General features: G+C 51.1%; 15 protein-coding genes and 1 pseudogene. 12 read left to right on the top strand and 4 right to left on the bottom strand.

Features of this window, described 5'->3' with window-relative positions:
• The first annotated feature begins 457 nt into the window (after positions 1-457).
• The 3 genes and pseudogenes from ACIGG6_RS17495 to ACIGG6_RS17485 all read left to right on the top strand — a co-directional run.
• Positions 458-904 (top strand): META domain-containing protein, encoded by a 447-nt coding sequence (locus tag ACIGG6_RS17495; RefSeq protein WP_399846316.1) that lies wholly within the window; start codon positions 458-460, stop codon positions 902-904.
• Positions 905-1084: 180 nt separating this feature from the next.
• On the top strand, positions 1085-1408 hold the full coding sequence (locus ACIGG6_RS17490) for a DUF4124 domain-containing protein (RefSeq protein ID WP_399846313.1): 324 nt from the start codon (positions 1085-1087) through the stop codon (positions 1406-1408).
• Positions 1409-1505: 97 nt separating this feature from the next.
• Positions 1506-1742: pseudogene (locus ACIGG6_RS17485) on the top strand (tyrosine-type recombinase/integrase); the annotation flags it as partial.
• 225 nt (positions 1743-1967) lie between these two features.
• Here the strand turns inward: ACIGG6_RS17485 and ACIGG6_RS17480 are convergent.
• From ACIGG6_RS17480 to ACIGG6_RS17465, 4 genes are all read right to left on the bottom strand, one after another.
• The gene (locus tag ACIGG6_RS17480) at positions 1968-3095 is read right to left on the bottom strand and encodes a hypothetical protein (protein ID WP_399846311.1); all 1128 of its coding nucleotides are present in this window, start codon (positions 3093-3095) and stop codon (positions 1968-1970) included.
• Positions 3088-3399: a hypothetical protein gene (locus ACIGG6_RS17475; RefSeq protein WP_399846309.1), complete on the bottom strand. Its 312-nt coding sequence runs from the start codon at positions 3397-3399 to the stop codon at positions 3088-3090. Before ACIGG6_RS17475 ends, ACIGG6_RS17480 begins: the two co-directional genes overlap by 8 nt.
• Complete coding sequence (locus ACIGG6_RS17470) at positions 3399-3533, bottom strand: hypothetical protein (RefSeq protein ID WP_399846306.1); 135 nt, start codon at positions 3531-3533, stop codon at positions 3399-3401. Before ACIGG6_RS17470 ends, ACIGG6_RS17475 begins: the two co-directional genes overlap by 1 nt.
• Before the next feature lie 64 nt (positions 3534-3597).
• Positions 3598-3882 (bottom strand): helix-turn-helix transcriptional regulator, encoded by a 285-nt coding sequence (locus tag ACIGG6_RS17465; RefSeq protein WP_399846304.1) that lies wholly within the window; start codon positions 3880-3882, stop codon positions 3598-3600.
• A 159-nt stretch (positions 3883-4041) separates the two neighbouring features.
• On the opposite strand from ACIGG6_RS17465, the gene ACIGG6_RS17460 reads away from it, so the two are divergent.
• From ACIGG6_RS17460 to ACIGG6_RS17420, 9 genes are all read left to right on the top strand, one after another.
• The gene (locus ACIGG6_RS17460) at positions 4042-4203 is read left to right on the top strand and encodes a MerR family transcriptional regulator (RefSeq protein ID WP_172416761.1); all 162 of its coding nucleotides are present in this window, start codon (positions 4042-4044) and stop codon (positions 4201-4203) included.
• Positions 4200-4871 (top strand): hypothetical protein, encoded by a 672-nt coding sequence (locus tag ACIGG6_RS17455; protein ID WP_399846302.1) that lies wholly within the window; start codon positions 4200-4202, stop codon positions 4869-4871. The genes ACIGG6_RS17460 and ACIGG6_RS17455 overlap by 4 nt, the downstream gene beginning before the upstream one ends.
• 375 nt (positions 4872-5246) lie before the next feature.
• Positions 5247-5582, top strand: coding sequence for a hypothetical protein (locus tag ACIGG6_RS17450; protein WP_399846299.1), 336 nt, complete (start codon positions 5247-5249; stop codon positions 5580-5582).
• An 11-nt stretch (positions 5583-5593) separates the two neighbouring features.
• Positions 5594-5692 (top strand): tail virion protein G7P-2, encoded by a 99-nt coding sequence (locus ACIGG6_RS17445; RefSeq protein ID WP_222114796.1) that lies wholly within the window; start codon positions 5594-5596, stop codon positions 5690-5692.
• A 109-nt stretch (positions 5693-5801) separates the two neighbouring features.
• Positions 5802-6056, top strand: coding sequence for a major coat protein (locus tag ACIGG6_RS17440; protein WP_399846297.1), 255 nt, complete (start codon positions 5802-5804; stop codon positions 6054-6056).
• 61 nt (positions 6057-6117) lie between these two features.
• A complete protein-coding gene (locus ACIGG6_RS17435) occupies positions 6118-7956 on the top strand; it encodes a hypothetical protein (RefSeq protein ID WP_399846294.1) in 1839 nt (612 codons plus the stop codon).
• Positions 7957-8307, top strand: a complete 351-nt coding sequence (locus ACIGG6_RS17430) for a DUF5455 family protein (protein WP_399846293.1) — start codon at positions 7957-7959, stop codon at positions 8305-8307.
• Entirely contained in the window at positions 8307-9365 is a 1059-nt protein-coding gene (locus ACIGG6_RS17425) for a zonular occludens toxin domain-containing protein (RefSeq protein ID WP_399846292.1), read from the top strand. The genes ACIGG6_RS17430 and ACIGG6_RS17425 overlap by 1 nt, the downstream gene beginning before the upstream one ends.
• Positions 9346-10770, top strand: coding sequence for a secretin N-terminal domain-containing protein (locus tag ACIGG6_RS17420; RefSeq protein ID WP_399846290.1), 1425 nt, complete (start codon positions 9346-9348; stop codon positions 10768-10770). Before ACIGG6_RS17425 ends, ACIGG6_RS17420 begins: the two co-directional genes overlap by 20 nt.
• Positions 10771-10782: the final 12 nt, after the last annotated feature.

Here is a 10782-nt window from a genome sequence, read left to right as displayed (position 1 = left end):
GTCCGATAGAAGTGATGAGCGAGCTGATGGCCAAGTACCATGAAAGCCCATCAACCATCCAATGAGTGTGTTGCACTCAGAGTCTGCATCCGCCCTCTTTATCGTGGGTTTTGGCGGTTTTTTCACCACCTTTCTGTCCTGCCTCTTCGCGACTCATTCCATTATCGTTGCGCTTGTTCGTCATGATAAATCTCCTTTTCATGAATTCGGCAAAACCAACTCATTTACTCGTACTCGGCGTGTCACTCGAGTAACTTGAGATTAGCCAACCTCACTCTCTTATCAAGCGAACAGAAACTCAAATGAGCATCTTTAATTTTTATAATGACTCAAACAGATATGCATCAAATAACTTTTCATCGGTTATTTGATAACGAAAGATAAAATAATTGACTAACTCCATCTATTTCCAACACACTTCTTTTAAACACCACCGCCCAAGTAAAAGGCTGCCACCATGCGCATCCCCTTCGCAATCACCGCCACTCTATGCCTATGGCTAAGCGGCTGCCAAAACCTGGAGGCCAAGCACGCCAACACAGCACCGGATGAACCGCTCACCAATACCTACTGGAAACTGCTGGCCGTAGATGACAACCCCGTGGTAGCCGCAGACAATTTTCGCGAAGCGCATATAGTGCTGCACATAGAACACACCCGCTTGGCAGGCTCCACCGGCTGCAACACGCTCAGCGGCCGCTACCAGCACACCGGCCAGCAGCTCACCTTCCACTCCATCGCCACCACGAAAATGGCCTGCCCCACTGCACAAATGCGCAGCGAGCAGGCCATGTTGAATGCACTTCAGCAAACCAGACATTGGGAGATTAGCGGTAGCCGCCTTGAGTTAACTAACGCCCACGGAGAACCGCTGGCGGTGCTGGAGGCAGTGCATCTTTATTAGCAGGTCATGAAGTAAGGCAAGGAAGCGTATTGAACGCTGCTGCTCAGCATACCGCTTAGCGGCTTAACAGAGGTTTATAAGCCCAATCGCTCGCAGGCGTTCATTTCCACAACGGGGTACCCACACCTAACGATTCTTGGTAACATTCCGTTACCGATATTCGCTTAGGGTTCATGGACGATGAAAACACCCGCGCTGGTGGCTCTGTTGGTACTGCTGCCATTGACTGCCAACGCTGAAATTTATAAATGCGTCGCCAACGGCCACACCACCTTTCAGGACTCCCCCTGCGCGGGCGGCAACTCTGAAATGGTGAATACCAACAACCTTACGATTATTTCAGCGCCTGCGGTGTCGTCTCGCCCTGCGGCTTCCCTATCCGCAAATGCTCCCGCCTTCCCACGCATTGCTGTGCCGTACAGAAATCAACATCAAACGGCTCTGGAACTTCGTAATAGTCGAGTCAAGACGCGTGCTCGCATTCCTTTGAGACGCGGTTGGTGAAGTGGGATTACTGATCACTCTTTATTTCCAGCTGCACCTATCATCGCTCTCTATATTTTTGCGCATACCCAACACACTTTGCTCACGCCAGCGGGGGAGAAGCGTAAAGGAACTCAAGATAGAACCACCGGAAGGACAGTTAACCCACGTACTACGTCACACGTTCGCGAGTCACTTTATGATGAACGGGGGAAACATCCTGGTGCTGCAGCAAATACTTGGTCATCAGTCGATCACCATGACCATGCGTTACGCACACTTTGCACCGGATCACCTGGAGGAAGCCACCAAGCTCAACCCCCTAGCAGTGTCTACAGCTGTAGACACTTTGTAGACACATACGAAAAAGCCGCCTCGAAAGGCGACTTAATCACTGTCTCAAATTCTTTGCTTATCAACCACTTAAGCGGTGCCGACACCAGGAGTCGAACCCGGGACCTACTGATTACAAGAACCTCACCTACTTACTCACAGCAGCATCTTAAAATAAAAATCAATGACTTACGCAGCTTTAAAAAACCATTTCAGCACACCAAAGCATGTTTCAGTGGACACTTTTTCATCTCTTACCCACGCCAGCTTTGACCAGCTTTTCTGCAACCTCCCCAACATCTTTTAAACTATCGGTAGGCTTAGGGCTGTGAATATCCACTTCTTCTAACTCTCTATTACCAAAGATAAAATCTTCATATTTAGCGATACTTTCCCCACAATCACCCCCAGACTCTTTAACAAACCTTGCGTGCCCTTCTATATAAAAAGATATAGCTGATTTCAGCTCAAGCTCTTGAAGCCACTTATTATTTCTTTGGTAAATAGCTAGAAAAACTCTAAAAAAATATATCCCTAAAAAGACAAAAGTTGATGAAATCATAAGCAGCTTAATATCTAAAAGCCTGATCTCCTCCCAAAACATCAATCTATCAGAAGTCTCACCGACATTGATTAAAAATGGCGATCCTTGGGTATCAATTAGATATACTGCAATTACAAAAAGATAAACAATAGTCACAACTGCAAATGTAAAAGAAGCTAGCAAGGCCCTTTTTTCTTTAACTCTTGCATTTTCCTCCAACCTGTTAAAAACTTTTGAAGAAGATAGAAAGCTAGCATCACCTTTCAATGCAGATACATTCTCTTTTAACTCTTCAAGATGATAACTCAACTCTTCCTCTTTATTTTTATAATCTTTTAACCTTTTGTTTATCTCTTTATTTATCATTGACTCCGATGCTTGAGCCTTTCTATAAAGCTCTAAACTCTTTCTTACACCACTGCTATATTTATCAAAGTAGTCAATTGGTTTTTTATTTTTAAACTTCTTTAAATAAAATTCTCTTGCACCTAGAAGCTTGTCTAATAAGCCTTTTAGCTCATTATCACCAGTTATATAAAATATTTCAAAAACAAAAATCAAACACAAGTCTAAAACTTCCGACCAATTTGAATACTTATGATCCATATTATTCGCAATATTAAGTTCCACCTTATCCTTAAACCTATCCTTAAACCACTCCCAATCTTCGTAACCATCGTTTTCTTTTAGATAATTTACATTTTCAAGTATTAACTCCAAACAGTTTTTTAAACTAACTTTCTCATTTTCTTCAGTTGTGAAAAAAACTCCTCCTGGCACTATAGAGCTGATACACCACTCAAGAACCTCAGTAAGGCTTCTGTCACTCACCATACAACCCCCGCTGAACTTTGTTCACGTCATCTGCAAGCCCAAGCTCTAACTTTAATCGCTTAGCTTCAAGTCTTTCTCTTTCAGCTCTAGCAGAGAAATACTGCTTTTCTGCTCTCTTTACTCTCAAATTTTCTTCTACAAAAACTTTGTAATTGATCACATATACACAACAGCACCAAATAAAAACGCCTATAGCTGTTAGTAAAAAAATATCAATGAAAATTGCATAATACATTGCTTGCTGTAACCCAGCCTCAAGCTCACGCAATATGCTTGAAAAGCTCCGATCAAACCCTTCCATTACTTGCGTCCCCTGCGTTTATTTTTCATTTTTTTTAAAAACTTACCTTCCAACCAGATATAAAAAATGGCCATCCCACCAAATAGGATCGCCATCTTTAACATCTGTTGAAATGCTTCTCTTGCTTCTTCCATGATCCATGCTCCCTTTACCCACAACCCCTTCCTCCCTGGAACCATCTATCCACAACCCGTTGGGCTAGTCGGTATCCGTTCCCGTTTTCTTCAACGTGCTGCGTGCCCTCTCTATATCGGGGCTTATTTGTCCACATGCTTCGTCTGTTTGGTCAGTCATCAACCAAAGCGTGTACTTGGTGAAGGCCTTACTTACTTCTGCTAGTAGCTTCCCAGATGGCCCACTGCGTCCAGTCTCAATATTAATCAGCGTTTGCTTAGGTACGTCTATGAGATCGCAGAAGGCTTGGCGCCCTAACCCTTCCGCCTCACGAATTTCACGCACTTTTTTGCCAAGTTCGCTTGACATATATTTATTTCTGCCTATATTCGGATATAGATACTGTATTCAAATCTAGATACAACCTAGTCATCTACTGATTTGAAGATACCACAACATGCCACAGCGAGCAGGTACAGCATGGAAACGAGCAGCACGCCACACGTCTCAGCACCTCAAGTGCCCGTTATGACGATCGAGCGTTTCTCAGAGCTTTCTGGCCTATCCCCCGACACCGTTCGCGGCCAGATGAACCAAGGGAACCTCCCCATCATCAAGGTGGGTCGTCGTCGCCTCGTGAACGTCGCGCTCTTTACCGCTGAGTGCCTGCAATCGGAGGACTGGTCATGAGCTGCTACACCCTGAACCCAGCGTTCCGCTCAAGCCTATCTGCTGAACGTCTTGTCACGCTGTCCCTGAACGGCGTAAAGCAAAGCCCCGATGATTCCGCCTTTGCCACTCTGTTTGACGTTCAGCACTACAACGGCTCCATGGCCTTTGTTTGTGTCCCTGGTCACGTCTATCAAGCCAACAGTGACCGCCTGGAACAGTCCCCCGACTTCATCGCTAAGGACGGCAAATGTTCGTTCGATTTCGACTCCCATGACGCTGCTCTGGAATTTCTGCAGCACCTCTACGGAATCGACACCCCCGAAGACCCAAGCACCACCGACCGCGCCCCCGCACCCGCCGATGCCTCCCCTTGCCCCTCGGCGATTGTGGTACCCGCGCACCTATTCACACCCACACGGCTAACGCGTCGTCCGTTATCCACAACGGCCCTTAGCCCCAACGGAGTTATGCACATGTCTAAAAAACAACGGGCTATCCGGGTTTTTATCCACCCCGAAACCCACAGCCGCCACTTGATCCAGGCAGGCACCCACGGGCTCACCTCGTCTGAGCTGTCTGAACGTCTGATCGAATACGGCCTCTCCCAACTGGAGAGCGGCAACACGGCACCGCTGGAAGCCCTTTCCCGTGCTGCCTCCCCCGCTCCCCACAGCACTGAGGCCTGATCCTGTGTCCCCTGCCCGTCATCCGTCGCCCTTCGGTCGCACGGCGTCTTTAGCCCGCGTCGGGGGCGGTGTCAACCCTGAGGCACGAAGGGTTTACACCGCCCCCGAGGTGGGCTGCCGTGCAGAAAGACCGAAGGGCCACGGAGGGCGGGCTGGGACATCCCCCTGCCTCGATTCCCGAGCTTTGAGGGAGCGGGGCCAGCGGTGCCTCCACGGTAGGGACTACGCACGCGCCGCGACGTACTACGCCGAGGCTGAATACCGTCTCTTAGTTGTCGATGGCGTTACACCCGAAACCACTGAGCTAGCCATTCTCGCGGACTACTGCCTTAAACAAGCCGCCAGAACCCAACGCTAACGAAAGGAACCACACCCATGATCAACACTATTCAAGCCCACGTTGTAGGAGCCTCACGCTACAAGATGGACGGCGGCATTCAAGGCGCCAAAATCACCATCATGCAGCCCTCATCGGCCGATAACGAAAACCAACTAGGCAACCAAGTCAGCGTCATGACCGCGCCTTATGACATTTTCGACCAGCTCCACGCCATCGCCCCCCACATGCCTTGCGCCCTGGAACTAGACATCGAGCTGCGCACCTCGCCAGCTTCCGCGGGTGGCAAGACCACGCTGCACGTCATCGCCGCCCGCAAACCCAACGCCACCGGCAGCCAACATGCACCGTCTGCCAACAGCGACAAGAAATAGGATTCTGAGCCATGGACACAAGTACACCTGAAGGTCTGTGGCTCCTGGTTTACTGCGTCGGACTCGTCCTTGCCTTCGGGATCGGCGCGGTAAGTGGGGGCCAACGATGAACGACCCAAGCCTGACGTTTGTAGTTGGTTCCCTGTTCACGTCCTTTGCCCTCGGTTGGGCTTCTGGACACATCATCGTCACTGCAAAAAAATTTATGGAGTCAGTCACATGACCAAGCAATCTCTTATCCAAACCGTAGCCGCCACTTTCAACGGCACCAAAGCCAAGATCGCAGGCGGTGCCGCCCTGCTTATGGGTTCCGCCGCTGCTCACGCCCAGGTAGCAGGTGCTGAAGCTGCCTTTACTGAAGTGCAAACAGCCGGTGCAGATATGGCTGGTTATGCATGGCCTGTCGCTACCGCGATCACTGCTTCACTGATCGGCATCAAGCTGTTCAAGAAGTTCGCCAACCGCGCCTCTTAACAGCGCCCAACAAGGCACACCCAAGGGGCGGAAACGCCCCTTTTTATATAACGAGGACAACATGATTAAAAAAGCCGTTTTATTAACCACTTTAACGCCTTTTTTAATGGTGTTTGCACCTTCTGCATTTTCTGCTGATGGTACTCTCTATTATAATAATTCTAGGTTTTATAACTCTCCTTCAGCTTATTGTTCTTCTATTAATAAGAATCAAAGTTCTACTTATATCGTACATAGTGGCGTAAGTTTTGTTACATCTACTCGGTTTAATTGTATGGGGAGGCAATATTATGCTGATAACCAAGGGGAGTATGCAGGTCAGCCGGTTACCGATTCCACCATAGTTTATAGTACTGGTTACGTTGGCACCTGTAACTCACACCCATCTTGCAATTTTGACAGTGATTTTAATAATGCTGTTCTAACAAATCCCGACTTATTGCCAAAAATTGATGATGAACAATGTCAATCCGAAAATGGTGGCTCTATAACCCTTTCCCCTTCTTCTGCTAATTATCTTCAAACGGGGGGTTCTGTAAAAACTCATGGTGGTGCTTGTTCTATTTCTGGTGTTGGTGGCGTAACTTCGTGTTTTGATCCCGGTGATGGTGTTTCATGTTCTTTAGATATTGTTTCTGAGTCTACTGGCGAGTTCGGCACTTTTTCTTCTGATTCATCTTTAAATGGTGCGTGGGGTGCTGGTGACGGTACTTTTTCAGTTGTTGATTTTTCCGGTAACGATTATTTAACTGCACTTCCTGGTGGCTGTTCTGATTCTTCTAGTTGCGTCACGATTGGTGATCAATCGTTTTTAGTCGATTGGGATAGCGCCCCTGACTATTTTGAATATGTAGGCTCCGACGGCAACACCTATTCAAAGCCAAGTTCCAGTGGCGGTTCTGGCGGTGACAATGGTGGTGATACTGGCGGCGGTGAACCTACTGACCCAACAAACCCTACCGATCCCACTGATCCAGGCGGTAACAATGGTGGCGATACAGGTGGCGACTCTGGTGGTAGCGATGGCGGTAACGACTCCGGCGATGGTTCCGGCGGTTCCTCGGGTGGCGGTGGCTCCACCGTACCGGATTTTGAATTTGATGACTCCGACATCATCGAAGCCATTCGTTCCTCTGGCCAGTCCAACCGTAATGCTATTGATGCTCTCTCCAACGATGTAACAGGGGCTATCAGTAACCAAAGCAATGAGCTAAACACGGCCACTGCTCAACAAACCGAAGCGTTAACCGACACCATAAACGCTGAAACCTCCCGCTTAATTACCGAATCCGACCGCCAGACCGGACGCGTGACAACGGCCATCACCTCACAAACTCAGTCAGTACAAAACACGCTCGATAACCAAACACGCAGCATCAAAGACACCCTTGAAGGCATGCAAAGTGCTTTGGTGGACGCCTTCGACAACATCAACGTGACGTTTTCAGGCGGTGGCGGCTCTGGCGGTGGATCATCCGACGGTGAAGGAAGTGGTGAAGGTGAAGAAGGGGAAGGCCTAGACGGCTTCATGGACGGCTTAGTCGACAAACTCGCCTCACGCTTTACCGAGGAAGTCGGCGACGGCAACGACCTTTTTAACTCCTCCGGTATGGATCAAACCCTCGACGGATTAGCCGAGGAGCAACAAGGCTATAACGACGAGGTGAACACCTTAATGGATGAGATCGGCGACGGGTCTAGCTCCAGCATTGCCGATCAAGTCACCTCCCGCCTTCCTTCATTACCGTCAGGCTCCTGTACCCCGCTCCAGTTCGGCGTGATGGAAATCTCCTGCCAAGCCTTTAACACCATTAAAGCTTGGCTCTCCTGGATCATTTACTTCTGGACGGTCGTTAGCGTGATCGACACGTTCTTCCGTTCTGGCCAGAGGACTGCATAAATGGCGCTACCTGCAATGCTTGGCATGGGCGCGGTGATTGCATTTGTCACCCGCATTCTCGAATGGATCGTCACCCGCATCGCCTCCCGAGTGACTAACCGCCTAGCGGGCATCCTCATTTGGACAACGCTTTATATCTCGCTGCTGGTCGGTCTGGCTGTCACCTTCTCGGCCATCATCAGCGGCATTAGCACGTCTCTACCTAACGAACTCTCTCAAGGCATCGCCGCGATTAAGCCGAACAACTTTGAAGCCTGCATGTCGGCGATTTACGGCAGCAAAGTGGCGGTGTGGGTCTTCCAGCAAAAACGCCAGTTAATCGACTGGGAGCAAGGGAGGCCCGTTCTCTAATGGCTGTTTACGTTGTCACCGGCAAACTCGGCGCGGGTAAAACCCTGGTGGCCGTCGGGAAGATCAAGGACAAGCTCAACCGGGGCTGTAAGGTCGCCACCAATCTCGACTTGAACCTCGATAAGCTCATCGGGGAAAAACCCAAGCAAACCCGCTGCTATCGCATCCCGGATAAACCCGTTCTTGCTGACCTGGAGTCCATCGGCACCGGTACCGACTCCTACGACGAAAACAAGAACGGCTTGCTCGTACTCGATGAGTGCGGCACGTGGTTCAACGCCCGATCCTGGAACGATAAAAGCCGCCAAGACGTGATCAACTGGTTTCTCCATGCCCGAAAACTCGGATGGGACATTATTTTCCTTATCCAAGACCTGTCGATCATGGACAAACAAGCCCGCGTTGCTCTCGCGGAACACGTCGTTTACTGCCGTCGCCTGGATCGCGTCACGCTGCCGTTTGTGGGCGGTATTTACTCTTTTTTCACTGGTTCAAAAGTCCCGCTTCCAAAAGTTCACCTCGGCATCGTGAAGTATGGGGATTCTCCCCAGAGCATGACCGTAGAACGCTGGACCTACACCGGCCGCGACCTTTACCCCGCGTACGACACCAAACAAGCCTTCTCCGACCACTACCCCCACGGCACGTACTCCGTGCTGCCGCCCTGGTACACCCACGGCATGCACCGCGTACCGCGTGACGCGAGGTTCTACATGAAGATGACCCGCATTTATTGGAAACGCTTTAACCGCCCGTTTCTCTCGCTCGCTTCCTTCGCCCTTGGCTGCTTTATCACGCTCTCGGTACTCGTTGCCGACCGCGTGAACGCCCGCGCCCAGGAACAACCCACCCCCACCCAGGAGCTACCCGACCTCAGCACCACCCGCATCGCCAGCTTTAGCCAGTTTGGCGACCGCACCACTTACCGCCTCATTGATAGCGACCGCAACACATCCACCACCGACGACCTCGCCCGCCAAGGCTTCGCCATCGTCCCCGTGAATGCTTGCCTCGTTCGCATAGAAAATGGAGTCACCCATGAAGAAGTTCGCTGCTAACGCCGTCGCCGCCATCGCCCTGGCCACACTCACCAGCACCGCCCACGCCACGCCCATTCAGATGCAAGACACCGAGATTCGGGACTTTGTGCGCTGGTACGTCGAACAAACCAACACCCCGTTGGCCATCCACCCCAACGCCACCGGCACGCTCACGGTGTACGCTCCCGATGTCCCTGATCACCAGCTCGATGAGTTCTTTCAAGGCGTGTTGAGTTCCCACGGATACACTATCTTGCCGGGCAACCCGCCCACGGTCGCGCCCTCCAGTCAGCGCCCCACGCCTGCCGCCCAACCAATGCCAGATGCTTTACCCACGCAGCAAGGCGTCACCGATCCCGCCAACGCCTTCGCCAACGCACCGGTACTCACGCCCAAGCCAGAGCCCCAGGCAAGCCACCTCTTTCAGTTCGATAACGTCCGCGCTGACGACATTGCCCCACTGCTCACCACCTTTCTAAACCAGAACAACCAGGACGGCACCGCCTTACCTCGCGTCCAGGTGCTCCACGCCTCCAACGCCATCTTGGCGAAGGGGCCAGCAAAGCAGCTGGAGCAGCTACAAGACCTAATCCCCCAGGTCGATGTCTCCACCCCACAAGTGCTCATCCAGGCGGTCATCTTCGAAACCACCGACGGTGACACCTTCGATCTAGGTGTTTCTCTCGGTCGCGCCTCCGGTTCAGGCCTTGCCGGTGGCTTCAACACCGCCAATCTAGGCAGCTCGCTATCCACCTCCGGCGCCTCTTTCGGGATCTTCGACGGTAACGTTCTCGCCTTTGCCATCAATGCCTTAGAACGTGACTCAAGCTCTAACGTGTTATCCACACCGCAAATACTCACCGTGTCCGGCAAGCGCGGGAATATCTCGATTGGCCAGAACGTCCCGTTCGTCACTGGACGCGTCACCGGGGAATCTGCCGACGTCAACAGCCCCTTTCAGACCATCGAACGCCGGGACATTGGCATTCGCTTAAACGTCCTTCCCGTGGTCACCGCCTCCGGCCTAGTGATCATGGATATCACCACCTCGGCTGACTCTCTTACCGATTCTGTGCTAGCCTCTGATATCATTACGAACCAACGGCAAATTAACACCACCGTTCAGATACGCTCCGGCCAAACACTGCTCTTAGGTGGCCTCTCTTCCCAGAATGACCAACAACAGGTCATGGGAGTGCCAGGCTTACAAAGCGTCCCCCTCGCCGGTCGTCTATTCCAGAACGAATCCAACTCCCGCCAACGTACAAACCTACATGTGCTGTTACAGGCGACGGTACTCCCTCGCTATGACGCAACCCAGCCCGTTGCACGCCCAAACGCCACGAACACCGTAGCAGGGCTTACAACCATCGGCTGGCGTCACGAGGTAGAGACCATCCCTGTAACACGTCTCGCAGAGTAAATAGCCAATAAG

The sequence above is a fragment of the Vreelandella lionensis genome, from assembly GCF_044543515.1.
Lineage (GTDB): Bacteria > Pseudomonadota > Gammaproteobacteria > Pseudomonadales > Halomonadaceae > Vreelandella > Vreelandella lionensis.
The sequence above is the reverse complement of the archived record's forward strand: the minus strand, read 5'-3'. Positions and strand labels throughout refer to the sequence as shown.

Coding starts and splice junctions, on each gene's coding strand:
- ACIGG6_RS17495 (WP_399846316.1), top strand. CDS start 458: ATGCGCATCCCCTTCGCAATCACCGCCACTCTATGCCTATGGCTAAGC.
- ACIGG6_RS17490 (WP_399846313.1), top strand. CDS start 1,085: ATGAAAACACCCGCGCTGGTGGCTCTGTTGGTACTGCTGCCATTGACT.
- ACIGG6_RS17475 (WP_399846309.1), bottom strand. CDS start 3,399: ATGGAAGGGTTTGATCGGAGCTTTTCAAGCATATTGCGTGAGCTTGAG.
- ACIGG6_RS17470 (WP_399846306.1), bottom strand. CDS start 3,533: ATGGAAGAAGCAAGAGAAGCATTTCAACAGATGTTAAAGATGGCGATC.
- ACIGG6_RS17465 (WP_399846304.1), bottom strand. CDS start 3,882: ATGTCAAGCGAACTTGGCAAAAAAGTGCGTGAAATTCGTGAGGCGGAA.
- ACIGG6_RS17460 (WP_172416761.1), top strand. CDS start 4,042: ATGACGATCGAGCGTTTCTCAGAGCTTTCTGGCCTATCCCCCGACACC.
- ACIGG6_RS17455 (WP_399846302.1), top strand. CDS start 4,200: ATGAGCTGCTACACCCTGAACCCAGCGTTCCGCTCAAGCCTATCTGCT.
- ACIGG6_RS17450 (WP_399846299.1), top strand. CDS start 5,247: ATGATCAACACTATTCAAGCCCACGTTGTAGGAGCCTCACGCTACAAG.
- ACIGG6_RS17445 (WP_222114796.1), top strand. CDS start 5,594: ATGGACACAAGTACACCTGAAGGTCTGTGGCTCCTGGTTTACTGCGTC.
- ACIGG6_RS17440 (WP_399846297.1), top strand. CDS start 5,802: ATGACCAAGCAATCTCTTATCCAAACCGTAGCCGCCACTTTCAACGGC.
- ACIGG6_RS17435 (WP_399846294.1), top strand. CDS start 6,118: ATGATTAAAAAAGCCGTTTTATTAACCACTTTAACGCCTTTTTTAATG.
- ACIGG6_RS17430 (WP_399846293.1), top strand. CDS start 7,957: ATGGCGCTACCTGCAATGCTTGGCATGGGCGCGGTGATTGCATTTGTC.
- ACIGG6_RS17425 (WP_399846292.1), top strand. CDS start 8,307: ATGGCTGTTTACGTTGTCACCGGCAAACTCGGCGCGGGTAAAACCCTG.
- ACIGG6_RS17420 (WP_399846290.1), top strand. CDS start 9,346: ATGAAGAAGTTCGCTGCTAACGCCGTCGCCGCCATCGCCCTGGCCACA.